General features: G+C 63.5%; 23 protein-coding genes and 1 pseudogene. 9 read left to right on the forward strand and 15 right to left on the reverse strand.

Translation table 11 applies throughout. The features are described 5' to 3' along the window. Positions 1–16: 16 nt before the first annotated feature. The 7 genes from ABIB57_RS02605 to ABIB57_RS02635 form a co-directional block, all read right to left on the reverse strand. Positions 17–1,174, reverse strand: a complete 1,158-nt coding sequence (locus tag ABIB57_RS02605) for a mandelate racemase/muconate lactonizing enzyme family protein (protein WP_354038277.1) — start codon at positions 1,172–1,174, stop codon at positions 17–19. A gap of 10 nt (positions 1,175–1,184) precedes the next feature. Next, entirely contained in the window at positions 1,185–2,396 is a 1,212-nt protein-coding gene (gene manD, locus ABIB57_RS02610; RefSeq protein WP_354038278.1) for a D-mannonate dehydratase ManD, read from the reverse strand. Between the two features lie 21 nt (positions 2,397–2,417). Continuing rightward, positions 2,418–3,530 carry a lactonase family protein gene (locus tag ABIB57_RS02615; protein WP_354038279.1) on the reverse strand — a complete coding sequence of 371 codons (1,113 nt, stop codon included), beginning with the start codon at positions 3,528–3,530 and terminating at the stop codon, positions 2,418–2,420. 58 nt (positions 3,531–3,588) lie between these two features. After that, a complete protein-coding gene (locus ABIB57_RS02620) occupies positions 3,589–4,638 on the reverse strand; it encodes a mannonate dehydratase (protein WP_354038280.1) in 1,050 nt (349 codons plus the stop codon). Between the two features lie 27 nt (positions 4,639–4,665). Continuing rightward, on the reverse strand, positions 4,666–5,550 hold the full coding sequence (locus ABIB57_RS02625; RefSeq protein ID WP_354038281.1) for a carbohydrate ABC transporter permease: 885 nt from the start codon (positions 5,548–5,550) through the stop codon (positions 4,666–4,668). Continuing rightward, entirely contained in the window at positions 5,550–6,470 is a 921-nt protein-coding gene (locus tag ABIB57_RS02630; RefSeq protein WP_354038282.1) for a carbohydrate ABC transporter permease, read from the reverse strand. The genes ABIB57_RS02625 and ABIB57_RS02630 overlap by 1 nt, the downstream gene beginning before the upstream one ends. Positions 6,471–6,533: 63 nt before the next feature. Further along, positions 6,534–7,856 carry an ABC transporter substrate-binding protein gene (locus ABIB57_RS02635; protein WP_354038283.1) on the reverse strand — a complete coding sequence of 441 codons (1,323 nt, stop codon included), beginning with the start codon at positions 7,854–7,856 and terminating at the stop codon, positions 6,534–6,536. A gap of 232 nt (positions 7,857–8,088) precedes the next feature. Here ABIB57_RS02635 and ABIB57_RS02640 point away from each other — a divergent pair, with 232 nt between their 5' ends. After that, positions 8,089–8,739 carry a GntR family transcriptional regulator gene (locus ABIB57_RS02640; RefSeq protein ID WP_354038284.1) on the forward strand — a complete coding sequence of 217 codons (651 nt, stop codon included), beginning with the start codon at positions 8,089–8,091 and terminating at the stop codon, positions 8,737–8,739. 58 nt (positions 8,740–8,797) lie between these two features. Here the strand turns inward: ABIB57_RS02640 and ABIB57_RS02645 are convergent, their stop codons facing one another. Both ABIB57_RS02645 and ABIB57_RS02650 read right to left on the reverse strand, forming a co-directional pair. Then, complete coding sequence (locus ABIB57_RS02645; protein WP_354038285.1) at positions 8,798–9,298, reverse strand: LysR substrate-binding domain-containing protein; 501 nt, start codon at positions 9,296–9,298, stop codon at positions 8,798–8,800. Beyond that, complete coding sequence (locus ABIB57_RS02650; protein WP_354038286.1) at positions 9,288–9,662, reverse strand: LysR family transcriptional regulator; 375 nt, start codon at positions 9,660–9,662, stop codon at positions 9,288–9,290. Before ABIB57_RS02650 ends, ABIB57_RS02645 begins: the two co-directional genes overlap by 11 nt. Positions 9,663–9,865: 203 nt before the next feature. Between ABIB57_RS02650 and ABIB57_RS02655 the strand changes: the two genes are divergently transcribed. Beyond that, a complete protein-coding gene (locus tag ABIB57_RS02655) occupies positions 9,866–11,107 on the forward strand; it encodes an acyl-CoA dehydrogenase family protein (RefSeq protein WP_354038287.1) in 1,242 nt (413 codons plus the stop codon). Between the two features lie 120 nt (positions 11,108–11,227). Here the strand turns inward: ABIB57_RS02655 and ABIB57_RS26810 are convergent. The 3 genes and pseudogenes from ABIB57_RS26810 to pdxY form a co-directional block, all read right to left on the reverse strand. Next, positions 11,228–11,353: pseudogene (locus ABIB57_RS26810) on the reverse strand (alkanesulfonate monooxygenase); the annotation flags it as partial. Between the two features lie 78 nt (positions 11,354–11,431). Beyond that, a complete protein-coding gene (locus tag ABIB57_RS02660; RefSeq protein WP_354038288.1) occupies positions 11,432–12,502 on the reverse strand; it encodes an LLM class flavin-dependent oxidoreductase in 1,071 nt (356 codons plus the stop codon). Between the two features lie 126 nt (positions 12,503–12,628). After that, positions 12,629–13,471 (reverse strand): pyridoxal kinase, encoded by an 843-nt coding sequence (gene pdxY, locus ABIB57_RS02665; protein ID WP_354038289.1) that lies wholly within the window; start codon positions 13,469–13,471, stop codon positions 12,629–12,631. Positions 13,472–13,628: 157 nt separating this feature from the next. Between pdxY and ABIB57_RS02670 the strand changes: the two genes are divergently transcribed. The 6 genes from ABIB57_RS02670 to ABIB57_RS02695 are packed head-to-tail and all read left to right on the forward strand — an operon-like array spanning position 13,629 to position 19,752. Then, positions 13,629–15,239, forward strand: a complete 1,611-nt coding sequence (locus tag ABIB57_RS02670) for an ABC transporter substrate-binding protein (protein WP_354038290.1) — start codon at positions 13,629–13,631, stop codon at positions 15,237–15,239. Positions 15,240–15,271: 32 nt separating this feature from the next. Continuing rightward, positions 15,272–16,261: an ABC transporter permease gene (locus ABIB57_RS02675; protein WP_354038291.1), complete on the forward strand. Its 990-nt coding sequence runs from the start codon at positions 15,272–15,274 to the stop codon at positions 16,259–16,261. Then, a complete protein-coding gene (locus ABIB57_RS02680) occupies positions 16,258–17,088 on the forward strand; it encodes an ABC transporter permease (RefSeq protein WP_354038292.1) in 831 nt (276 codons plus the stop codon). The genes ABIB57_RS02675 and ABIB57_RS02680 overlap by 4 nt, the downstream gene beginning before the upstream one ends. Then, positions 17,085–17,867: an ATP-binding cassette domain-containing protein gene (locus ABIB57_RS02685; RefSeq protein ID WP_354038293.1), complete on the forward strand. Its 783-nt coding sequence runs from the start codon at positions 17,085–17,087 to the stop codon at positions 17,865–17,867. The genes ABIB57_RS02680 and ABIB57_RS02685 overlap by 4 nt, the downstream gene beginning before the upstream one ends. After that, complete coding sequence (locus tag ABIB57_RS02690) at positions 17,864–18,643, forward strand: ATP-binding cassette domain-containing protein (RefSeq protein WP_354038294.1); 780 nt, start codon at positions 17,864–17,866, stop codon at positions 18,641–18,643. The genes ABIB57_RS02685 and ABIB57_RS02690 overlap by 4 nt, the downstream gene beginning before the upstream one ends. A gap of 2 nt (positions 18,644–18,645) precedes the next feature. Beyond that, a complete protein-coding gene (locus ABIB57_RS02695) occupies positions 18,646–19,752 on the forward strand; it encodes a pyridoxal-phosphate-dependent aminotransferase family protein (RefSeq protein WP_354038295.1) in 1,107 nt (368 codons plus the stop codon). Positions 19,753–19,931: 179 nt separating this feature from the next. Here ABIB57_RS02695 and ABIB57_RS02705 read toward each other — a convergent pair whose 3' ends face one another. The 3 genes from ABIB57_RS02705 to ABIB57_RS02715 form a co-directional block, all read right to left on the reverse strand. Next, entirely contained in the window at positions 19,932–21,764 is a 1,833-nt protein-coding gene (locus ABIB57_RS02705; protein ID WP_354038296.1) for a putative bifunctional diguanylate cyclase/phosphodiesterase, read from the reverse strand. A gap of 238 nt (positions 21,765–22,002) precedes the next feature. Further along, the gene (locus ABIB57_RS02710) at positions 22,003–22,530 is read right to left on the reverse strand and encodes a carboxymuconolactone decarboxylase family protein (protein WP_354038297.1); all 528 of its coding nucleotides are present in this window, start codon (positions 22,528–22,530) and stop codon (positions 22,003–22,005) included. A 1-nt stretch (position 22,531) separates the two neighbouring features. Further along, positions 22,532–22,957 (reverse strand): OsmC family protein, encoded by a 426-nt coding sequence (locus ABIB57_RS02715; RefSeq protein WP_354038298.1) that lies wholly within the window; start codon positions 22,955–22,957, stop codon positions 22,532–22,534. A gap of 367 nt (positions 22,958–23,324) precedes the next feature. Here ABIB57_RS02715 and ABIB57_RS02720 point away from each other — a divergent pair, with 367 nt between their 5' ends. Further along, complete coding sequence (locus tag ABIB57_RS02720) at positions 23,325–24,785, forward strand: ABC transporter substrate-binding protein (RefSeq protein ID WP_354038750.1); 1,461 nt, start codon at positions 23,325–23,327, stop codon at positions 24,783–24,785. Positions 24,786–24,792: the final 7 nt, after the last annotated feature.

Here is a 24,792-nt window from a genome sequence, read left to right on the forward strand (position 1 = left end):
GCATTTTTCGTTCAGGCTACCAGTTGGTCACCGACCCGTCACGCCGCCGCAGATGCGGCGCCTCCCAGAATTTGAAGCTTGCCGCCGTCAGCGCCGCTTCGTTGACCTCAATGCCCAGGCCAGGGCCATCGGGCACTTTGTACACCGCACCGTCGAGCATCGGCATCTGCGGGAACATCTCGGCCGTCGGCGTGCCGTTGTAGAGATCGGTGGGATTGGCCCGCGTTTCGAGCGCGAAGAAATTGGCCACTGCCGCCGAGAAATGGATGGTCGCGGCAGTGCAGATCGGCCCGAGCGGATTGTGCGGCATCAGGTCGACATAATGCGCCTCGCTCCAGCCGGCGACCTTCATCGCCTCGGTGAAGCCGCCGACATTGCACAGGTCGAGCCGGTTGAACTGATGGATGTCGCGTTCGATGTACGGCAGGAACTGCCATTTGCTGGCGAACTCTTCGCCGATGGCGAAGGGCACATCGGTCAGCTTGCGCAGCGTTTCATAGGCCTCGGGCGTCTCGTCGCGGATGGGTTCCTCAAGGAAATCCAGCGTGCCGGAGGGCATTTTCTGGCAGAAGCTGGCAGCCTCCGCGACCGACAGGCGATGGTGATAGTCGATACCCAGCACAACCTCGTTGCCGAGGACCTCGCGTGCCTTGGTCAGGAAGGTGGCGCTTTTGCCGATGGATTCGCGCGGCTCGAAAATGCCGCCGGGGTTCTCCCATGCGGCGGGGAAGAAGCGGATGATGGACCAGCCGCGCTCCATTAGCGCGCGGGCAGCGTCGAGGGTTTCCTCGCCATTGATCGCGCCGGTCGAGGCGAAGGTGGGGATGACATCGCGGTGCTTGCCGCCAAGCAGCTCATAGACCGGCACGCCGAGCGCTTTGCCCTTGATATCGTGCAGCGCGATGTCGATGGCCGATTGGGCGGCGAGCAACACCCGCCCACCTTCGAAATATTGGCTGCGATAAAGCTCCTGCCAGATGGCGCCGATGGCCATCGGATCGCGGCCGATCAGAAACTCGCGGTAGTGCTCGATGGCCCCGACCACGGCCTTTTCGCGCCCGGAGAGCCCGCTTTCACCCCAACCAAATACGCCCTCGTCGGTCTCGATCTTGACGATGAGCTGGTTGCGATGGCCGACCCAGACCGGATAGGGCTTTATGGCGGTGATCTTCATTGCCCTACCCTCACCAGCTCGTCATCGAGCCGTCTTGCAGCCGGGCAACCGGCAAATAAGCCTGTTGGTACGGATGCTTGGCGGCGAGGTCTTCGTCGATATCGACGCCGTGGCCGGCAACTTCGCCGGGCTGCAGATAGCCGCGATCATAGCTCCAGGCGCATTTGAACACGTCGTGCATCAGCTTGGTGTAGCCGGAATATTCCTGGATGCCGAAGTTCGGAATGGCGACGTCGACATGGATATTGCAGCCCATGGCAATGGGGGACACGTCCTGCGGGCCGTGGCAGGCCGAGCGGACGTGATAGATGGCGGCCAGATCGAAAATCTTCTTGAGGCCGGTGACCCCGCCGGCATGCACCGAGGTGACGCGGGCATAGTCGATCAACTGCTCGGTGATCAGCGTATGGGTGTCATAGATCGAGTTGAACACCTCGCCCACGGCCAACGGTGTCGTCGTGTGCTGGCGGATAATGCGGAAGCCTTCCTGCAGCTCGGCGGGAATGGCATCCTCCAGCCAGAACAGCCGGAATGGCTCCAGATCCTTCCCCAACCGTGCGGCCTCGATTGGCGTTAGCCGATGATGCACGTCATGCAGCAGATGCACGTGCCAACCCACCGCATCGCGCACCTTCTCGAACAGCTTGGGCACCAGCGGCAGGTATTTGTGGGTGGCCCAGACTTCCTCATGCGGCACCACGCGCTTGTTGAGCAACGCGTCCTGATCGGTGGAGTCACCGGTGCCATAGATTGGCGGCAGGCCGGGAATGGCGACCTGCGCGCGAATGGCATCCAGCCCCTGCTCGCGCAGGGCGACGACACCTTCGGCAACCTCGGAAATATCGAGGCCGCCGACATGCTTATAGACCATCACCTTGTCGCGCGAGCGGCCGCCCAGCAGCTGATAGAGCGGCATATTGGCGGCTTTGGCCTTGATGTCCCACAGCGCCATGTCGATCGCGCCGATCGCCGCCATGGTGATCGGCCCGCGGCGCCAATAGGCGCCCTTGTAGAGGTATTGCCAGATATCCTCGGTGCGCAGCGGGTCCATGCCGATCAGCGTCGGCGCAACATGGTCCTCGAGATACGAGGCGACCGACAGCTCGCGCCCGTTCACCGTGCCGTCGCCGACGCCATAAAGCCCCTCGTCGGTGATGATCTTGACGGTGACGAAATTGCGCCCCGGGGAGCAGACGATGACTTTGATGTCTTTGATCTTCATGGCGAAGTCCTTGTGGTCGCGTCAGCGAACCGTGGGGTGGAAAGCGATGGCCGTGGGGGTGCCGGTCTGAATCGGCGCGCCGAGTGGCGTCAGGGCGCCGGTGTCGGGCACGTAGCGGAACAGGTTGATGCGGTCGCTTTCCTGATTGGCGACGGCGAGCACCTGGCCCGTGGGATCGAAGGCGAAATCGCGGGGCACATTGCCACCGCAGGGCGTGGTGCCGATGAAGCGCGCAATTCCGGTCGACTGGTCGATGGCGAAACCGGCGACGCTGTTGTGGCCTCGATTGCCGACATAGAGGTGCTTGCCACCATCGGCGATGCCGATGGCCGAGCCCGAACTGCCGGGATGATCGCCGGTCGGCAGCGTCGGCTCGATGGCCAGAACGGTGAAGGTACCCTTGGCGGCGTCGAACGCCAGACTGGCCAGCGTGCAGGTCAACTCATTGACAAGATAGGCAAAAGGCAACGTCGGGTGGAACACGAAGTGGCGCGGGCCTGAGCCGGGAGGCAGTACGGTTTCGCCATGCGGGGTCAGTGCGCCGGTCTGGTTGTCGAAGCGATAAACCATCAGCTTGTCGATCCCCAGATCGGCGACGACGACGAACTTGTTGTCGGCGGTCCAGCGGATGCAATGCGCGTGTGGCCGATCCTGCCGTTCGACATCGGGACCCGCGCCGGTATGGGTGGCTTCGGACACCAGCGAGCCGAGCGTGCCATCGGCAGCGCGTGGATAGATGGCGATGGACTTGTTCGGCTTGGCGCTGACCGGCAGGCCGCCATAGTTGGCGATGCCGACGAAGCGGCCGGAGTTGTCGTGGCTGAAATGCGCAGTGTAGTCGCCGCGCGTCGGCTGCTTGGAGAGATATTCGAGTGCGCCGGTTTGCGCGTCGATCGCGTAGCCGGTGATCACGCCCTCATTCCAGCCGCCCACTTCGCTGACCGCAGCCAGCGATTTTCCGTCCTTGGCCACTTCGACAAACGTCGGGTTATCGATGCCCTCGGTGACCCCAAGCGATACAGCCGCCCCGGTGTCGAGATCGAGGCGGAAGGCGGCGATGCCTTTGGCGGCGGGTTTGGCGACGTAGCCGATGCCGCGATTGACGCCGCCGACATACAACAAAACAGAGGGCATACGAACTCCAGATATTCATGATTGAGCGGCCCGCGCCGATGCGCGGACCGCTGCCACTCTAGGCGGCCTTGAGGAATTCGGCCATGCGCACGAGGCCCTGCATATAGCCGATCGCATGCGAGCGACCGCGATGGTTCCAGTCGCTGTCGCCGTCCATCTTCGGCACATGGTCATCGAGCAGGAAGCCGTCGAAACCGAGCTTGGCCAGTTGCACGATGACCTCGGCAGGATCGAAATTGCCGTCGCCGATGAAGCATTCGGTGAAGTTGGGCACCGAGCCCTGCACGTCGCGGAAATGGATATAGGAAATCCGGCCCTTGGGGGCGAAGAAGTCGATCATTTCGGTGACATTGGCCTTGCCGCCGGGCATTTCCGAGCAGCAGCCCAGGCACAGGTCGAGCGTCCACGCCTCCGAGCGACCGACCAGATCATAGGCCTTCTTGAAATTCTCGGGCTTGTAGAACAGGCGCGCCACTCCGCCCAGCATCGGCACCGGGGGATCGTCCGGGTGCAGGGCCAGCTTGAGGCCTTCCTGCTCGGCGACCGGCAGCACCGCGTTCATGAAATAGGTGTAGTTGCTCCACATCTGGTCTTCGGTGATCACCGGACTATCCTTGCCGAACAGCGGCATGGACGAGGCGCGGCCCAGCGTCGTCGGCATGAAGGAGCGCAGCGTGTCCATGTTCTCGGCATTGGCCTCAACCACGGCCATGTCGAACTGGCGGGCGGTGGCGCCACCGCGGGTCTTGCCGGAGCGATCGGTGGTCCACACCGAGTTTGGCATGAAATGCAGCCCCAGAACCGGAATGCCGGCGCGGGCGACGGCGCGGATGGTGGCCTGGTAGTTCTCGATCTGCTCGTCGCGGCCCTCAAGGCCCATCATGGCCTTGTGGTAGAAATGGGTGGGGACGTTTTCGATGGCCTCGAATTTGAGGCCGGCGGCTTCGACCTGATCGACGAGCGCGCGCACGTCCGCCTGTTCCCAACGGGCATCGCCCGGCAAGGTCGGATTGTTCATCTGCAGGCCCGTCGCGCCGATCTGGGCGGCAAAGCGCAAGCGCTCCTCGCTCAACTCGTGAAACTGCCCAACTGCAACTCTGATCGCCATATCCGTCTGTCCCTCAGTCCTAAAAAGTCAGCCTTTGACCGAACCGTCGGCCAGCCCTGCCACCATGAAGCGTTGCGCCACGAAGTAGAGGATCATCAGCGGCAGCGACGAGATGACCGCCCCGGCCATCAGCGGCCCCCAGGGCAGCACGTCACTGGTGATGAGATAGTTGAGCGCCAGCGGCGCGGTGCGCTGCGACTCTGAAGTGATCAGCACCAGCGCCAGCAGCAGCTCGTTCCACGCCCCGGTGAAGGTGAAGATGGCCACCGCCGCAATGCCCGGCGCCGAGAGCGGCAGCACGATGCGGAACAGCACGCCGATACGGCTGAGGCCATCGATCAGGCCCTGCTCCTCGACCTCGCGCGGCACGCCCTTGAAATACCCCTGCAATAGCCAGGTTGAGAGCGGCAGCGAGAAGGTCAGGTAGACCATGATCAGGCCGAACAGCGAATTGCCCAGGTGCAATTGCGCCATGACGATCGACAGCGGAATGAACAGTAGCGAGCTCGGCGTCAAATAGGCGAAGAGGATCAACCGGCCGACAAAGCCGCGGAACCGGTAGCGGAACCGCACCATGGAATAGGCGGCGAAGGACGAGATAATCACCGAAATGATGGTGACGGTGAACGACACGATCAGGCTGTTGCGGATGGCGACCAGGAACTGCCCGTCGCTGAGGATTTTCTGGTAATTGTCGAGCGTGAAAGTCTTGGGCCACAGCGATGGCACCCGATAGATTTCCCGCGGCAGCTTGAGCGACGTGATGATCATCCAATAGATCGGGAACAGCACCAGCAGCACGGCGATGGCGAGCGCCGCATAGCTCAACACGCGCCCGATCAGGAACCGGCGGCGGAGGCGCTGGCCGGCCTTGCTCTTGGCGAGCGGGATGGTGGCGGTGAGCGTGGTCATCAATCTTCGTCCCGCATCATGAGCGAGGTAGCGAAGATGACCAGGATCGCCAGGATCGGCAGCATGGCCACGGAGACTGCCGCCGCCTCCCCCACGCGCTGGGTCTGCATGCCGAAATAGGCCAGAACCGGGAACACCATGGTGGCGTCGGACGGCCCGCCCGCGGTCAGCAGCCAGACGTGCTCGAAGCCATTGGCGGTCCAGATCGAGGAGAGGAGCGTCGTGACGATCACGACCTGGCGAATGCCGGGGACCGTGACGACCCAGAACCGCTGCCAGGCATTAGCGCCATCGATATGCGCGGCTTCGTAAAGGTCCTTGGGCACCGATTGCAGCGCGGCGAGGATCGAGATGAACCAGAACGGAAAACCGCGCCACACCGAGGCGGCGATCACCGAGCCCATGGCGGTCTGGCGCTGGCCGAGCCAATCGACGACATGGGGGTAAATGCCGGTGTTGGTCAGCACCAGATTAATGCCGCCGCCGATCGGCTGATACAGCACGCGCCAGGTGAGGAAGGCGACGAAGGCCGGCATGGCCCAGGGCAGCATCAGGAAGGAGCGGAACAGGCCCCGGCCGGGAATGGCCTGATGCACCAGCAGCGCCAGACCCAGTCCGATCACCAGCTTGAGCCCGTCCGAAACCAGCACGATGATCACCGTGTTCCAGATCGCAGCGGTGAAGGTGGCGGATTTCGAGAGGTAGACGAAGTTGGCAAAGCCGATGAACTTGCCGACGCTGCCCACCACCTGATCGGTGAACGACACGTAGATGGCAAAAAAGAACGGATAGGCGACCAGCCCGAGGATCAGCAGCACCACGGGCGCCACCAGCGCATAGGCGAACAGCTTGGCACGCATCCCGGTTGGCAGGCGCCGCCGGCGTGATGATCTGGTTGATGGCTCTGCGACTAACGACATGGTCTATCCCGGAAGGGAACCCTGGAGGGCCAAGCCCCCCGAGGTCGATAAAATCTGGCGGGGTCAGTACTTGTCGTAGATGATCTGGCCCTGGGTCTGGGCCTCGTCCATCGCCTTGTCGAAATCCCACCCGTCGACGACGACGCGCTGGCACATCTTGGGGATGATGAAGTTGGACGACAGATCGGCCCAGGCGGCGTTATAGACATCGGGATAGGCCGGGGCCGTCCCCGCCTTGGCCAGATTGAGCAAGCCTGCCAGGATCGGATTGGTGCCATCGAAGGCGCTCAGTTTTTCCTGGCTTTTCAGCACCGGGCCATAGATCGCCACGTTGAAATAGGCGTTCATGAATTCGGGCTGTGCCAGGTGTTCGAGCAGCGCCTTGGCCTCGTCCTGCGCACCGCTATTCTTGGTGATCGCGCGGGTCTGCGGGGTGATTGGCGAGATGGTGCCCTTGGGTCCAGCCGGCAGCGGTGAGAAGGCACTGCCGTCGTAGAGCTCCGGATCGTCTTTCTTGGCGGCAATGCCGACCGAGCCGGTATTGGCGATGAAAGCGGCCTGCCCGGACAGATACGCCTGGTTGTCGCCCGCGCCATCCCACGTGGTGTTGCCGGGCGGGAAAATGCCCTTGTCCCAGGCGTCCTTGAGCCAGGTCAGGTAAGCCCGGGTTTCTTCAGACTTGATGGTGACCTTCTTGCCCGCGTCGTCGGCAATGCGGCCGCCATAGGACTGCAGCACGTTGACCTGCACGTTGGCGTCGCCAACATTGGACAGCGCCAGCCCAAGGCCCGAAACCGGGGATTTATTGACCGCCACGGCCTGCGCCACCAGATCGTCCCAGGTCTTGGGCGCCTCGGTGAAACCCGCCGGCTCCAGCAGATCCTTGCGGCGCAGTAGCAGGTTGCCGTTGACGCCGAATGGGATGCCGGTCCGTCCGCCAGCATCGGCGGTGGTGTCGGTCGCCTTGTCGGTGCCTTCGAACCACCCGCCCTGTGCGTCACCGATCTTCTTGTAGAGATCGTCGAGCGTGATGAACTGATCCTGGCGCGACAGCAACAGCAGCAGGTCGAGCCCGAGATCGAGCGCATCGGGCATGGTGTTGGACGAGACCGCCGCCGAGACCTTCTGCACGGTCTCGTTCTGGTTGATCATCACCACTTCGGTGGCAACGCCATTGGCGGCCCCCCATGCGTTGATGGTGTCGGTCAACAGCTTGTTGGCCTCGTCCGAGAAAATCAGGCCGCCCCAATAGGTCAGCTTCTTGCTCTGCGCGATGGCCGGCATCGCAAAGCTGCCCGCGGCGGCGATAGCGAGGCTGCTGGCGGCGGTGCCGAGTACCCGGCGGCGCGTCCATCCACGCGCAGCACTATTAGGCTTGTCGTCCATGAAATCTTCCTCCCACCCAGCTGGCGCCTTTGCGGCTGCTCAGCAAGACTATCCAGAAGCTGTCGCTGCGGCGGCAGGCGACCATCCGGCGATGACTGCGACCCTCCTCCGGGCCTGACGCGTTCTATTTAAATATATTTAAACGCGTCTAGAAAATGTTAGAGCCGTGTCGTAAGACCTGTCAACGGCTTATCGCAGCAGAATTACCGATAATCCTGATTGGGGGTATGCATTGGGTCAGGGGATCGACAATCCCGGTTATCTGGCGTTCGTCGAAGCGCTGGTCGACGGCAGGCTCAAGCTTGGGCAAACGCTCAAGCAGGAGGAATTCTGCGATATTCTGGGCATTTCGCTATCGCCGTTCCGCGAGACCACGACCCTGCTCGAAGCCGAAGGCCTCGTCACCGTGCGCCGGCGCATCGGCCTCACCATCTTTTATCCGGACGTCAAATTCGTCGGCAACACCTTCCAGCTCCGCGGCATTCTCGAGCGCGAGGGCTTGTCCAAATTTGCCCGATCGGTCGGCAAGTCATGGCTGACCAAGACACGGGCCGACCATGACGCCATCATCGATTTTGTGGAAACGGTCGCCGACCCGGCGGTCTATCGGGAGCCGGTCCGACAGCTTGAATGGGCGTTTCACAACAGCTTCATCGCCGCCTTTGAAAATCAGCAGATCAGGGTGATCTACGAGCGGCTGCACCAGAAAATGTACTTGATACGGCTGGTCAATCCGGAATCGGTGGACCCCGCCAATACCATCAAGTCGATGCGCGAACATGTCGCCGTCATCGAGGCTCTGGAGCGACGCGACGCCCAGGGCGCCGTCGACGCGCTGGACAACCATCTGCGCGGTGTCCTCCACCGCACCCTCACCACGTGACGATACGGCGGCGCTCGGCGCCGGTTCGATCCATCCGGGCCGGCAGGCGGTAGGCAGTCTATTCCGCCGCGAGAGCTGGCACCGATGCGGGCAGCGACTGAGGCGGTATGGGCTGAACCGTGGCGGCTTCGGCCTCAAGCCAGTCGCGGAACAGTTCGACACGCCGGACCCCGCTTTTGTGCGGACTGGTGGCGAAGAAGTACGAAAATTCGACAGCCTGCGGCGCGCCAAACGGACTGACCAGCCTGCCGGACGCCAGGTCGGCCTCCGCCAGACGCAGCTTGCCCAGGCCAATGCCCTGCCCGGCTATGGCGGCGTCCAACACCAGCGACGATTGGTTGACCCTTATGCCGCTATCGCCAATGCGCGTGGAGGCGCCGGCTGACCGCAGCCAGTTTTTCCAGTCCGGGCAGGACGCATCGCGCTCGAGGCCATGAGCCCGTGGCCTTCGGCAAAGTCCGGACTGCAGACTGGCAATACCGCTTCGGAAAACAGGCGCGAGGCCCGGATAGGCCCCCTGCCCGTACCGAATGACGCAATCGGTGTCTTCACCCGCCACATTCGGCCAGCCGCGTCGAAGCGTCGATCAGCACTTCGAGATCGGGCACGCTATCTCGCAGCGCGGCCAGGCGCGGCACCAGCCACTTGCTGGCGAAGGACGGTACGACCGAGATACGGATCGGGGCGGCATCGGTATTGCCGGCCAGCCGCGCCATCGTTTCCAACACCGTATCGAAAGCCGCGGTGAGGCCGGGCATTAGCGCCTGCCCGGCATCTGTCAATTTCAACTGGCCTCGATTGCGCAGGAACAGGGCATGGCCGAGATGATCCTCAAGCTGCCGGATCTGCTGGCCGATCGCCGCCGAGGTGACATGCAGCTCGTCGGCCGTACGGATGAAGCTGAGATGGCGAGCAGTCGCCATGAAGGCGCGCAACGAGGTCAACGGTGGCAAACGTGCCAGCGTGGGCTGCTACATGGTTCGGGCGTGAAGCTGTGTGGTCATGCCACCATAGCACCACAGCAGGGCCCAACCGGGCCAGAGCGCCTGTTGCGAAAGGGCGTGACGCACGACAAATTGCTTGCGCCGCCAGCGGCCGAGGGAGAACCGGAATCTAAGAAAACGAAATGTCTATAAAACTAGTAGATAATTGCCCATCCGCTCGCTTCGACGCCATCGCCGCGCCATTCCGGCCTGTCTTCGCCCGCATCCGCGAACGCGCGGTAGTCCGCGATATCGACCGCATCCTGTTGCGTGACGAAGTGCGCTGGCTCAAGGAGGCCGGCTTTTGGACCCTGCGCCTGCCGGTCGAGAATGGCGGCCTCGGCCTGACACTGCCCGAGCAGTTCGGGCTGCTGATCGAGTTATCGGAAGCCGATCCCAATCTGACCAATGCCTTTCGCAGCCATTTCGGCTTCACCGAGGACGTGCTGAACGCGCCAGTCAGCCCTTGGCGCAATGCCTGGCTCAAGCGGCTGGGTGATCGCGAGACGGTCGGCAGCGGCTTCTCCGAACTGGGCGATGGCAAGATCGGCACCTATTCGACGCGCCTCGTCCGCCATGGCGATGGCTGGCTGCTGAATGGCGAGAAATACTACACCACCGGCTCGCTTTACGCCGACTGGATCGCCCTGGCGGCGGCCGATGGCGACGGCAATCCAATCGGCGCTTTGGTGCCGACCGGCGCGCCCGGCGTCGAGATCCTCGATGATTGGGACGGTTTTGGCCAATCACTAAGCGCCAGCGGCACCGCCCGGTTCAAGGACGTAGACATCAGCGACGACCTGCTCAAGCCGACCTCGGCACGCTTCGGCTATTCGGGCGGCTTCTTCCAGCTCGTGCACCTAGCCACACTCGCAGGAGTCGGGCGCGCGGCTGCCGGCGACCTGTCGCGGCACGTCGCCGAACGCAGGCGCGTCTATGGCCGCGGCAACGCCTCGCGCACGGCGCAGGACCCGCAGGTGCTGCAGGTTGTCGGCAAGGTGCGCGGCGCGGCCTATGCGTCCGGCGCCATTGCCCTCAAGGCGGCCGAGTCGCTGCAGCGCTCATTCGAGGCCAATCGGGATGACGATGTCGCCCACCAGACCGAGGCCGATCGCAATGCCGATCTGGAAGTCAGCCAGGCGGTGACGGTCATCACCAGCCTGATCCTGGACGCCAGCACCATCCTGTTCGACGCGCTGGGGGCTTCTGCCGCCAAGCGCAGCCACGCGCTGGAGCGCCACTGGCGCAACGCCCGCACCATCGCCTCGCACAATCCACGCATCTACCACGACCGCGTCGTCGGCGATTTCGCCGTTAACGGCACCACGCCCTCCCCCCATGGCGGCATTGGCGTCGCGGCGGAAGAGGAAAAGACGCCGGCTTGATCGTTTCAAATCGGGAGGTCCGCTTAGCGGCCCTCCTAAGAGCTTAAGCTCGGTTGGTAGCCACCTGCGTCCGGCCATGAAAGCCAACGACGAATTCATTACTAGTCTGAGCCTGGCGTGCTGCCCGCCCTGCCGCAAACCCAGCGCCGGGAACAGCAACTCAGCCACGCGATAAGCTTCCTCCAGATGCGGATAGCCCGAGCCGATGATGAGTTCGATCCCCGCCTCCTGATACTCGCGCAAACGTCAAAACAAACGCAGTCCGAATGGGAGGCGCGACGGAATTTAATACTAGCGCGGCGTATTCGGCAGCGAGCCGCCAGCTTACGTTCGCAGCAGCGGCAGCAGTTGATCGCCCTGGCGTTTGATTTCGGCCAGATAGGGCGTGTCGGAGAGCACGAATTGAGTGATGCCCAGGTCCTGGTACTTGCGCAGCGACCGGGCGACATCCGCGGCCGAGCCAACCAGCCAGGTGGTGCCCGCGCCACCGCCGCCGAACTTGCCCGGCGCGGTATAAAGATTGTCGTCGAGCACCTCGCCCTGGTTTTGCAGATCGAAAAGGCGCTGCTGCCCCACCGCGACCACCCGCCGATGATCGCCCCAACGCTCGCCCTGCCCTCTGGCCATTTCGGCGACTTTGACCTCGGCGTCAGCCCAGGCCTGCTCGGTCGTGTCGCGGACTAGCGTGGTGATCCGCAGGCCGAATTGCAGCGGCGGCAAGTCGCGATCCAGGGTCGCGCTCAGTGCCTTCAGCCGCTCGATCCGCTCTCGAACCCCCTCCAGCGGCTCGCCCCAGAACATTTGGATATCTGCCTCGGTGGCGGAGACCTGCTCGGCCGCGTCCGATGCGCCGCCAAAGTAGAGCTGTGGATGCCGGCGATCGCCGCGCACCGCGATAGCCGGCGCCACCGTCGAGTTGGTGACCCCGAAATGCTCGCCCGCAAACGTCACGTTTTCCTCGGTCCAGAGCCGGCGAACCAGCCGCATGAACTCCTTCGTGCGCGCGTAGCGGCTGGCCTGATCGCCCTCGCTATCGCCATACGCCGCCAAGTCGTCCTTGCCCGAAACGATGTTGATGCGCAGCCGGCCACCGGTCAGGTGGTCCAGTATCGCCGCCGCGGACGCAAACTGCGCTGGCCGCCAGTAGCCCGGACGGATCGCCACCAGCGGCTCGAATGTCGTCGTGCGCGCCGCAAGGGCAGTCGCGACGGTGAAGGTGTCCGGCCGGCCCCAGCCGGCTCCGATCAGCGCGCCCTTCCAGCCATGATCTTCCAGCGCCTTGGCCTGGCTGGTCAGCGTATCGAGGCTGTTGTGGGTGTCGCTGGGGGCGTCACCGCGATGGCCCGGCTTGGTGTCATTGGGGATGTACCAGAGGAATTCGGAATTGGCGCTCATGCGATGGACCGCAGCTCTTGTTGCGTAAAGCGAACGCGCGATGGTCGACCGGACCACGCTCGCGAGCGCATGCTAACCAAGAACTCGAAGCCGGTCCCGTCATTTTGGCTGACATATTCACGAAGCTTAGCTTCCCCCCGACACCTGACTGCTCGCAAATCGCCGCGGTGGCGCAAACAGCAGCCCCGATTGGCGCACCAGTTCAAGCTCCAGCCCATCCTGCGCCACGGTGGCCTCGATGATGGCGAAGACGCCCGACACAGCGTCGGCCAAAGCGTCGGGTGTCGCCCTGCCCTTGAGCGTCGCCGCCACGAAGAGCGCGGTCAGCAAGTCACCGGTTCCCGAGGCTTTGGTCACCAGCGCCGGCGTTGCCACCTGCCATGCTGCAGCTTGTTCGACCGCGATTGTCTCGATGCTCTGCTGTGCCGCCGGGCTGCCCGTCACCAGCACGACGGACTTGCCCAGAGTGCGCGCCGCCGATACCAGCGCGCTGGTATCGGGGCTGGCGCGCCCCACCAGCGCATCGAATTCGAACCGGTTGGGCGTCAGGATGTCGGCGAGCGGCACCAATTGCCCGATAATGGCCTCGCGCACTTCCGGCTTGACGTAAAAGCCTGGGCCGAAATCACCCATCACCGGATCGCAGACATAGAGCAGGTTCGGATTGCGGGCCTTGGCCCGTGTCACGAAATCCACCACGACCGCCGCGATTTCCGGCGAGCCGATATAGCCGGTCATCAGCACACGCGTGCTGTCCAGCAGGCCGCGGTCCTCCAGTCCCGCCAGCAGGTCCGCGACCAGAGCTGCATCCATGACGCGGCCCTTGACGCTGGGATAGGCCGGGTGATTGCTGAGCAGCACCGTCGGCACCGCCGCCACTTCGAACCCGGCCAGTTGCAGCGGGAACACCGCCGCGCTGTTGCCGACATGGCCATGGACGACCTGGGACTGGATAGAGATGACGCTCATGCTATGCCGTTCACGTTTCTTGCTGTGGTGCGAACCTGAGCCGGTTCGGCAGAATTTTCTAGCCCACGCCGCATCGGCTAGAATGCCATCTCTGGCATAACCCTACCCGAGGACTAGAGTAAGAGTTAATTCCGCAGCCACCACAAGGGCATAACCGATGAGCAAGTTTCTCGTTTCTCGCCGCACATTGCTGGGCGCCAGCGCCGCGCTGCTGGCCTCCACCGCGCTGCCCCGTCTGGCTTTCGGGCAAGATGCCGTCAAGGGCGGCCGGCTCATCGTCGCTGCCGATTCCGAGCCGCGCAATCTCAATCCGGCCATCGTGGCCTCCAATGGCGTATTCTTCATTTCCAGCAAGGTCATCGAGCCGCTGGCCGAAGCCTCCTTCGATGGCGAAAACGGGCTGGCCCCGCGCCTCGCCACCGCCTGGGAGGGTTCGGCAGACGGCCTCTCCGCCACCTTCACCCTGCGTGAGGGCGTCACCTGGCACGATGGCAAGCCGTTCACCTCCGAGGACGTCGCCTTCTCGGCGCTCCAGGTTTGGAAGCCGCTGCAAAATCTGGGTCGACTGGTGTTCGCTAATCTTGAATCCGTCGACACCCCCGATCCGCTGACGGCAATTTTCCGCTTCTCCAAGCCCACGCCGTTCCAGCTCATCCGTAACGCCCTGCCCGCCACCACCAGCGTCTTGCCCAAGCACCTCTATGACGGCACCGACATCGCCGAAAATCCGGCCAATGCAAAACTCGTCGGCACCGGCCCGTTCAAGTTCACCGAATACAAGCCCGGCGAATATTACCTGCTCAGCCGCAACGAGACCTATTGGGGCGAAGGCGAACCCAACCTCGATGAAATCCTCTATCGCGTGCTTCCCGACCGGGCCGCTGCGGCGAGCGCATTGGAGGCTGAAGAAATCCAGCTTGCTGCATTCTCGGCCGTGCCCCTGGCCGACCTCGAGCGCATCGGCAAGGTCGAGGGCATCGAGGTCATTGCCAACGGCTATGAGGGGCTTACCTACCAGCTCGTGGTCGAGATCAACCATCGCACCGAGCAGTTGGCCAACCTCAAGGTGCGCCAGGCCATCGCCCACGCCATCGACAAGAAGTTCGTCGTCGATACCATTTTCCTGGGTTACGCCAGGGCCGCCACGGGCATCGTGCCGCAGAATGCGCCGGAATTCTACGACGTCAGCGTGCCGCAATATGAGTTCGATGTCGACAAGGCCAATGCCCTGCTGGACGAGGCGGGTTACGCGCGCGGCGCCGACGGCACCCGCTTCACCCTCCGCCTGCTGCCAGCCCCCTATTTTAACGAAACGGCGCAGTTCGGCGCCTATCTGCGCCAGGCGCTCGCCGCTGTCGGCATTGACGCACAGATCGCCAACAACGACAGCGCCGCCCATCAGCAGGCCGTTTACACCGATCATGCCTTCGATATCGCGGTCGCCCCACCGGTGTTCCGCGGCGATCCGGCGATCTCCACCACCATCCTGGTGCGCACTGCAACGGCGGAAGGCGTACCGTTCTCCAACCAGGGCGGCTACAGCAATCCGGCCGTCGACAAGCTGATCGACGAGGCCTTAGTAACCGTCGATGAAAAGGCCCGCACGTCGCTCTACAACCAGTTCCAGCAGGCGGTCGCCGAGGATCTGCCCTTGATCAACGTCGCCGAATGGGGCTTCATCACGGTGGCGCGCACCAGCGTGCACAATGTCTCGAACAATCCGCGCTGGGCGGTGTCGAACTGGGCCGATACCTGGATCGAGAGCTGATCGGCTAAGTCGGCACCAGTTGGAATAACGCATTGCAGCGTTCCGGCAAACTTGTCATCCGTCGCCTGATCGGCAGCATTCCGGTGCTACTGATCGTGCTCGTCGGCACGTTTTTCCTGCTCGAACTGGCCTCCGGTGACGCCGTTGACGCTTATCTCGCATCAAGCGGTGGCGGCGACGCGGGACTGGTGCAAACGCTGCGCGCCGATTGGGGTCTGGACCAGTCCCCGCTCACCCGGCTCGGCCTTTATCTCTGGAATATCGCGCATCTCGATTTCGGCCATTCTGTCCTGCTCAATCGCCCCATTCTCGATGTGGTGCTGGAGCGCCTGCCCAATACGCTGCTGCTGATGGGCAGCGCGGTTGCGCTCTCCTTTGGCATCGGATCGTTGCTCGGCATCGTGGCCGGCTCCCGCCCCGGCAGCGTTCGTGACCGGCTGCTTTCCATCGGATCGCTGGCGCTCTATGCGGTGCCGAGCTTCTGGCTGGGGCTCGTGCTGGTCGTGGTGTTTTCCGTACAGCTGCGCTGGCTACCGCTGTCCGGCATCGAAACGCTGGCTTCGGGCAAAGCCGGGTTCGACCGCGCCTGGGATATTCTTCGCCACCTAGTGCTGCCGGTCGGCGCACTGGCCCTCATCTATCTCGCGCTCTATCTGCGGCTGATGCGTACCGGCATGGTGGAGGTCTGGCGGCAGGACTTCGTGCTGGCCGCGCGTGCCAAGGGCCTGTCCCGCCACCGGATCGTCTGGCGCCACGTTGCCCGCAACGCCTTACTGCCGCTGATCACCATGCTGGGCCTGCAATCGGCCACCATGCTGGGCGGCAGTGTCGTCATCGAAAGCGTCTTCTCCATTCCCGGTCTTGGTCGTCTCGCACAGGAAGCCGTCAGCGGTCGCGATACGCCATTGCTCATGGGCATCATCGTCATCAGCGCCATGCTGGTCATCGTCACCAACCTGATCGTCGACGTGGTCTATGCAATGCTCGATCCGCGCGTCGGTGCCAGCGAGGCCAGCGCATGAGTCTGGTCGCGCGTTTCACCCGTTCGCCCGAAGGCCTGTTCGGCGCTGCCGTATTGGCCGCCTTGATTGTCATCGCGCTGGGCGCACCGTTCCTGTTTCCGCGCGATCCACTGTCCATCGTCGGCCCCCCGCTGACCGCGCCCTTTACCAATTGGTCGCTGCCCCTCGGCACCGACCGGTTGGGCCGCGACGTGCTGGCCGAACTGGTGCACGGCTCCCGCGCATCCCTCCTGGTCGGCTTCGCCGCCACGCTGGCGGCCATAATCATCGGGGCCAGTGTCGGCACGGTTGCCGGATTTGCCGGTGGCCTCGTCGATGAAGTGCTGATGCGGGTGGTCGATGCCTTCCAGACCGTCCCCGGCTTTCTTTTGGCGCTGGCTTTTGTCAGCGTCATCGGCGCCTCGCTGCCGGTTGTGGTCCTCGCCATTGCATTGGGTGCATGGACCGGCCCAGCGCGCCTCGCCCGCGCCGAGGTGCTATCCCTGCGCGAGCGCGACTATGTCGCCGCCGCTCGGGTCATCGGCATGCACCCAGCCGAAATCGCCTTCCGGCAGATCCTCCCCAATGCCCTCGCGCCGGTGCTGGCCCTCAGCGCGGTGATCGTCGCCGGCGCCATTCTGACCGAGGCTGCTTTGTCCTTTCTTGGCCTGGGCGATCCCAACATCGTCACCTGGGGCTCGATGATCGCCGAGGGACGCGCCGTGCTGCGCTCGGCGCCGTTCCTGTCCATCATTCCCGGCATAGCACTCGTCGTCACCGTGCTCGGTGTTTACCTGTTCGGCGAAGGGCTGTCCGAAGCCCTCAGCCGCCGCGCGGTGCGGTCATGACCACGCTGGCCGCGATAGAAGACCTGAGCGTCGCCTTCCGCCAAGGCAGCCGAAGCGTCACAGCCCTTGATAGCGTCAACCTGACCATCAATAGCGGCGAACGGCTGGCCATTATCGGCGAGAGCGGCTCGGGCAAAAGCACACTGGCTCTGGCTCTCGCGGGGTTGCTCCCCGCATCCGCCGAGCAAATCGGAAAGATCCACTGGCCAAACGGCCGCCCCCTGCCCGGCCGCGATATCGGCATGGTGTTCCAGGACCCATCCGCCAGCCTCGATCCGGTGCTAACCATCGGTGAGCAGGTCGCAGAAGGCGCCGTGGCGCATCTCGGCCTCGACTGGAAAGCGGCACGCCTTCGCGCTCGCGACCTGTTGGCGCGGGTGCAACTGCCCGACCCACAAAGCCTGTTGCATGCTTTTCCACACCAATTGTCCGGTGGGCAACGCCAGCGCGTCGCCATTGCCGCCGCCATCGCCGCAGGACCCGTCCTGTTGATCGCCGACGAAGCCACCAGCGCCCTCGATACGATCGTGCAGGCCGAGATCGTGGCGCTGCTCCGGAGCCTCGTGGCGGAGGAAGGCATGACGCTGCTGTTCATTACCCACGACATCGCGCTTGCCTCCAGCCTCGCCGATCGCATCGCAGTGTTCCGCCAGGCAAAGCTGGTCGAAATTGGCACCTCCGCCGATATCACTCGGCATCCGCGTGAGTTCTATACCGCGAGCCTGCTTGCCGCCCATATCGACCTGACCACGCCGCCTTTGATCGGAGAGCGCGCATGACCGCGCTGCTCGCCGCCGAGGGCCTGGGCAAATCCTTCCGTCGCGGTGGCGTGAGGCTGGCCGCTGTCGAAGGCGCCAGCTTTTCCGTCGACGCCGGCGAAACCCTTGGCATTGTCGGCCCGTCCGGCAGCGGCAAAACCACGCTGGCCCGGCTCATCATGCGCCTCATCGATGCCGATATGGGCACACTGTGCTTCGAAGGCTCCGACCTGTTTGCACTTCGCGGGAAGGCCCTGCGCGCCACGCGAAAACGCTTCCAGATGGTGTTTCAGGACCCGCTCGCGGCCCTTAACCCCCGCGCCAGCGTTGCCGATGTCATCGGCGATCCCTTGCGCATCCATCGCCTTTCCGACCGCGCCAGCCGGCCCGCCGCCATTGCCCGCCTGCTCGACCGCGTCGGCCTGCCCGCCGCTCTGGCCAGCCGTGCCGTTCACGAAATCTCCGGTGGACAGCGCCAGCGCGTCGCCATTGCCCGCGCTCTCGCCACCAAGCCCCGGCTGATCGTCCTTGATGAGGCAGTGTCCGCCCTCGACGTTTCGGTGCGGGCGCATATCCTTAAACTGCTGGTGGAACTGCAGGCAGAGAGCGGCATCAGCTACATTTTTGTCTCGCACGATATCGCAGTGGTTCGAGCCATCGCGCATCGCATTGCCATCATGGACCATGGCCGCATCGTGGAAACCGGCCCCACCGCACAGGTGATCGCCGCCCCGCAATCAGCGACCGGCAAGGCGCTCATCGCTGCCGTGCCCCGCCTCATGCCAGCCCAGGACTGATCATGCCAATCCCTGCTCCCAACCCGCTGCTGGACCTGCCACCGTTCCCTGCCGAGGGTTATGCCGACATCGCCGATCGTCTCGCAGCGGTCCTCGGCACCAACAACGATGTCTTGCTCGTTCAGGGCGAGGCTATCGTCGCGCTGGAGGCAGTGGCGACCAGCCTCGCTCAACCGGGGCTTGGTGCCATCAACATCGTCACCAGCCCCTATGGCCGCATGTTCGGCGGCTGGCTGCGAAGCGCGGGCGCCAAGGTCACCGACGTCATTGCCAAACCTGGCCTCCCGGTGACGCTGGACGCCGTCCGCAGTGCGCTCGACGCCAATCCGGCTGCTCGCCTGCTGGCATTGGTTCACGCCGAATCCGCCAGCGGCATTCTCAATCCGCTTGAACAGATCGCGGCGCTGGCGCGCGAGCGTGGTATTCTCACTGTGATCGACGCCGTCGCTTCGGTTGGCGGCCACACGCTCGATACCGATGCGCTCGGGCTGGATGTGGTCGTGATCGGACCGCAAAAGTCGCTGGGCGGATCACCCGGCCTTTCGGCCATCAGCGTCAGTCCGGCCGCCTGGAAACTCGCCGGCCACGCAGCGGCACCGGCTGGCTCGATCTTGTCACTGCTCGATCACCGCCGCCTCTGGCTCGATACCGGTCGCGGCGCCCTGCCCGGCATGCCGTCGGCGCTCGAATTCTGGGCGCTGCGAGCGGCGCTCGACCGGGTCGAAGCCGAGGGTCTTCCGGCGTTGATCGCCCGGCACGCGCAGGCCGCCGAAGCCACGCGTTCAGGCCTCGTCGCGCTTGGCCTGAAGCCTTGGGTGGCGCCCGGCGACGCCTCCAACCTGGTCACCTCTGCCCGCTTGCCGGATCATCTCGCTGCCTCGCAAGTGCTGGCGGCAGTGCACAATTCACCCGGACTTTCGGCCGGCGTCGGCGGCATTGCCGAGCGCCTGGTTCGGCTCAACCACACCGGCGCCGGTGCCGGCTTCGAGCAGGTTCTGGCCAATGGCGTTGCCCTGGGCAGCGCCTTGGCCAGCCTGGGAGAGCAGGTCGATATCGGCGCCTCCGCCGAGGCGGTGGCAGATGCCTACCGCGTGAATCGGACGCCCTAGAACACGCGGCCTTCGTCGAAATCGTCGCGGACGCCGTTGAGATAAAAATCGCCTGGCACACGGCCGCGCAGCGACGCGGGATTGTGGTTGCACAGCGTGCGAACATTGCGCCAATGCCGGTCGAAATTGCGCTTGCGTTCTTTCTCGACCGAGAGGCGAAGCGTGCGGTCGCCGAGCCGCTATGCCGTGCGCTGAGCGCTGGGCGACTTCTGGGCAAATTTCTGTAGCAGGAGCGTGGTTTCGGCCTCCGAACAGGGCCGGCCGAACAGATATCCCTGGCCCAGGATGCCGCCGAGTTGCCTGAGCTTTTCGACCTGTTCGTCCGTCTCCACACCTTCGGCGACAACCCGCATGTCCAGCTTGCGGGCGATGTCCAGAATGGCGCCGACGATAACCGAACTGGGCGCGCTGGTGGTCAGCCGATCGACGAACGACTTGTCGATTTTGATCACGTCCACCGGAAAGCTCAGCAAATGGGTAAGCGAGGCAAAACCGGTGCCGAAATCGTCGAGCGCAACGAGCAGGCCGCGCTTGCGCAGGGCATCGACCGATTTGGGAATGCGGTTATCGCTGCCGCCGACGAAGACGGCCTCATTGACCTCGAGCAGCACGTGGCGCAACGGAACGCCCATGGCGCCAAAGATGTGGACCAGCCGCTCTTCCAGGTCGCCCCGCTCGAAATCGCCGGTGGTGACGTTGATGCCAACATGCTGGAAATCGATGCCGGCATCGAGCCAGAGACGGATGTCCTTGGCGATCTGGGTCAGCATCTGGCCAGTGAGCTGGTAGGCGATGCGTGGATCGGAAAACGCCTCGTGGAATTCCGCCGCCGAGGCAATGCTCCCGTCGGGACGCCGCATGCGCGCCAGCGCTTCCAGGCCGACAATCTCGCGGGTGTCGAGCCGAACAATGGGCTGGTAGTAGGGCAGCATCCGCTCATCGGCGATTGCCTGGCCGACGTCGCGCACCACGTTGATGCGGTTGACGATGGCGGTGCGCAGCTCGCGGGTGAATGGCACATAGCCGCCGCGATTGGTTGCCTTGGCGTGATACAGGGCGAAATCGGCATTCTGGCAGAGCGTGTCCGCGTCCTGGGTCGCAGCGTCGAACAGCGCGCCGCCCATGGTGATGTGCGGCTCGATGCTGTGGCCAGCGGCCAGAATGAGCCCGTTGACCGTGGACAACACCTTTCCGGCGGTCGCTTCGAGTGCGCTGGCGCTGGTGCAGGCCGGCACGATAACGGCAAATTCGTCGCCCGCCAGGCGGCAGGCGGTCAGTGCCGGGTCGCTGGCGTGGATGCGTTCGGCTATGGTGCGGATAACGGCATCGCCGGCCGCGTGGCCCATGGTGTCATTGACGATCTTGAGCTGGTCGATATCGGTCAGCAGCAGCCCGAATGGCGTCCCGCTGGCAATCTGCTGCTGCAGCAGCCCGTTGAAATGCAAGCGGTTGGGAACGCCGGTCAGGGTATCGAAATAGGCAAGGCGGTGGTTGGTGGCCTGGGCGTCCGCATGCTCGATGGCGATGGAGCAGAGATGCACGCTGGTCTGGACGATCAGCCGTTCGAGTTCAGTGGGGCCTCGCGCCTCCTTGAAATAAAACGCGAAGGTTGCCGCGACACCGCCATCGCGGTTTGGAATGGGCGTTGACCAGCAGGCCTTCAATCCCAGTGGGATCGCCAGGGCCTTGTAGTCCTCCCAGAGCGGGTCATGTTCGATGTCGGTGACGAGGACCGGTTCATTGCGCCACGCCGCCGTGCCGCAGGAGCCGACCTTGGGACCGATGGGCAGGCCATTGATGGCCTTGCTGAAGCTGGCGGGCAGACTGGGACTGGCAAGTGTGTGCAATATCCCCGGCGCTTCGATGGCAAGAATAGTGCAGGTCGTGCCAGGCGCCATGGCTTCGGCGCGCCGGCATAACAAGCCGAGCGTCGAGGCCAGCGACTCACCACGCGCTATAGTCTCCAGCACCTCTGTTTGCAGGTGCAATAGTGATGCGCTCAGGACACTCATGTTGCACCTCAAGCCCGAGACTTCGTATTAACCTATAGTTCTAAAGTATGCACGCCGCAGACATCGTAGATTTTATAAGCTGTGACAGCAGAAGATTAACCGCTCCTGCGCATTGCCATGAGTCAGCACTTCGGGTGACGTCTCCGATTGCGGAAAATCGACGATCGGGCGGGCCGATGCGCCGCTCTTTCGTGCCAAGGCAGGCGGCCATAACCTGGGTGTGCGTTGCGGACCAGGTCTACGCGCCGGCCATGAACGGCAGCAATTCGGCGTCCAGCTCCGTATCGACGGCATCGGTGAAGAGGTTGGTTGCGACCATCAGGCCGGCAAAGGCAATCAGGTCGACCAGCGTCTTGTCGGTATAGCGTGCGGCGAGCGCCAGCCATACATCGTCGAGAATGGATTTCGGATTTTTGACGATTGCGGTGCCGAGGCGCTGCAGCAGCGCTTCGGCGTCGGTCAGATCCAGCGCATCGGGATCGTCCCCGCCCTGCAGCAGCGCGCGGCGCATGAAGTTGGTGCCGACCACGCTGCCGGAGGCCAGGCTGATGGCATGGGCGAAAATCCAGATCGGACGATCACCCAGCACGGGCCGCAGTTCGTCGCGCAACGTGAACCACTCCCCATAAACCCGCAGCGCAGCGGGCGAATGCAGAAGTGTGCGCTTCATATTGGTCATGCGGCCGCGCAGACGCAGTTCCTCATCATGCGCCGCCTGGTGTTCGGGCGTGGCGGCGTCATAGGCGAGTTGGGGAATACGGGCCATGTCAGACGGCGGCCGGTTCGATGTCGTGGACGGTCGCGCCATGCTCGAATGTGTTGCCGACTGTGCAGATGGCGTGAGCCTCGGTAATCAGCGCCTGGCGCTCTTCGTCCGAAAAATCTCCCACGATATCGAAGCTCGTGGCGAACGAGGCCACCCGCGAGGGCAGCTCGTGGGCTTTCTCATGCGTTACCTCGACATCGACTTTGACCAGCCGATCGAGCAGCCCCAGCTCGCGCGCGGCAATGCGCACGCTCAGCACGAGGCATCCCGCCAAAGCCGCATCCATGAATTCGAGCGGGGTGAAGCCTTCATCGGAGGCCAGATTGGCGAGCCGCGCGGCCGCGCCCGACTTGGCCTGCACGCCGCCATGTCCGGCATGATCCAGCGTGGCGCCGACAGTGGTGGGGCGGGTGACGATATTGGGCATGATCGGGAGCTTTCGGATGGTGCAAGCTGCGTAGTCTCAGCGCCTTAGATCGTCGCTCGGGCGCGTCCGCGCAAGGCAAAGATGCACGCCAAGCGCCGCAAAGAACCGCTTTATCAAAAGCGAAGGAGAATCGAGAGATCGATTTTACTGCAGCTAAAAAAATTGGAACTGCGACGCAGGGCGTTGAGTAGGCATTCAGCAAGTGACACTGTATCGATACACCAGACGGCGCCATGCGGTTGCGTCAACCGTGCGCCCCGCTCGCCCCGAGCGGCACGATCAGGAGTTTTAGATGAGCAATTCGATTTTCCGCGGCAGCGTAACGCGCCGTCAGTTTGGCGTGCGCGCCATCGCCGCGACCGCCGCCATGGTCGCCCTGCTCGGCGTCAGCCCGGCCGTGTTGGCCCAGGCTGCGTTCGACAAGGACGCCGTCATCGAGATCGGCTCGCTCTACGAGCCGCAGAATCTCGACAACACCGCGGGCGCTGGTCAGGGCATCAACGAAGCCTTCAACGGCAATGTCTATGAAGCCCTGTTCGCGCTAACCGATGCCGGTACCGTCGTCAACTCGCTGGCCAAGGACTACACCGTCAGCGAAGACGGCCTGACCTACACGTTCACGCTGCAGCCTGGCGTCACGTTCCATTCCGGCGATCCGCTGACCTCGGCCGACGTCAAGGCCAGCATCGAGCGCGTCACCGCTGAAGCCTCCAAGAGCTCGCGCAAGAAGAGCCTTTCAACCATCGCCAAGATCGAAACGCCGGACGATGCGACCGTGGTCATCACGCTGTCGGAAAAATCGATCTCCCTGCCCTATAACCTCAGCTATGTGTGGATCGTCAGCGACACCGCCAAAAGCCTGGCCGACAGCGAAGACGGCACGGGCCCCTATACGCTCGCCGATTGGCGTCGCGGTTCCACCCTGTCGCTCGACCGCAACGACAAGTATTGGGGCACCGCGCCGACCAATGCCGGGGTGACCTTCAACTACTTTACCGACGCCACCGCGCTCAACAATGCGCTGCTGACCGGCGCTGTCGATATCATCACCTCGGTGCAGAGCCCCGACGCCCTGGCGCAGTTCAAGGACAATGCCGACTTCACCGTCACTAACGGCCAGTCGACGACCAAGGAAATCCTGGCGTTCAACGACCGCGTCGCGCCGTTCGACAACGTCAAGGTACGCAAGGCCATCGCCCGCGCCATCGACGACAAGAAGCTGCTGCAATCGATCTGGGGCGAATACGGCACGCTGATCGGCTCGTTCGTACCGCCCACCGATCCCTGGTACACCGACCTGACCGCCGTCGACGCCTACGATCCGGCAAGCGCCAAGGCGCTGCTGGCCGAGGCCGGCTACCCCGATGGCTTCACCTTCAAGCTCGATACCCCTGACTACGATCCGCATCCGATCGTTGCCGAATTCATCAAGAGCGAGCTGGCCAAGGTCGGCGTGACCGTCGAGATCAACATCATCACGGCCAACGAATGGTACACCAAGGTCTACCAGTCGCTGGATTTCGCCGCGACGCTGCAGGAACACGTCAATCACCGCGATATCGTGTTCTACGGCAATCCGGATTTCTATTGGGGCTATAACAATCCCAAGGTCATCGAGTTGATCAAGCAGTCCGAGGCCAGCGCCACGGTTGACGAGCAGACCGCCAAGCTGCTCGAAGCCAACAAGTTGATCGCCGAAGACGCCGCCTCCGATTGGCTATATCTCTATCCCCAGATCGTGGTATCGGCATCGTCGGTAACCGGCTATCCGGTCAATGGGCTGAACTCGCAGTTCTTCGCCTACAGCATCGAAAAAGCCGCGAAGTAAGTTCGCG

It is taken from the genome of Devosia sp. UYZn731 (genome assembly GCF_040546795.1).
GTDB lineage: Bacteria > Pseudomonadota > Alphaproteobacteria > Rhizobiales > Devosiaceae > Devosia.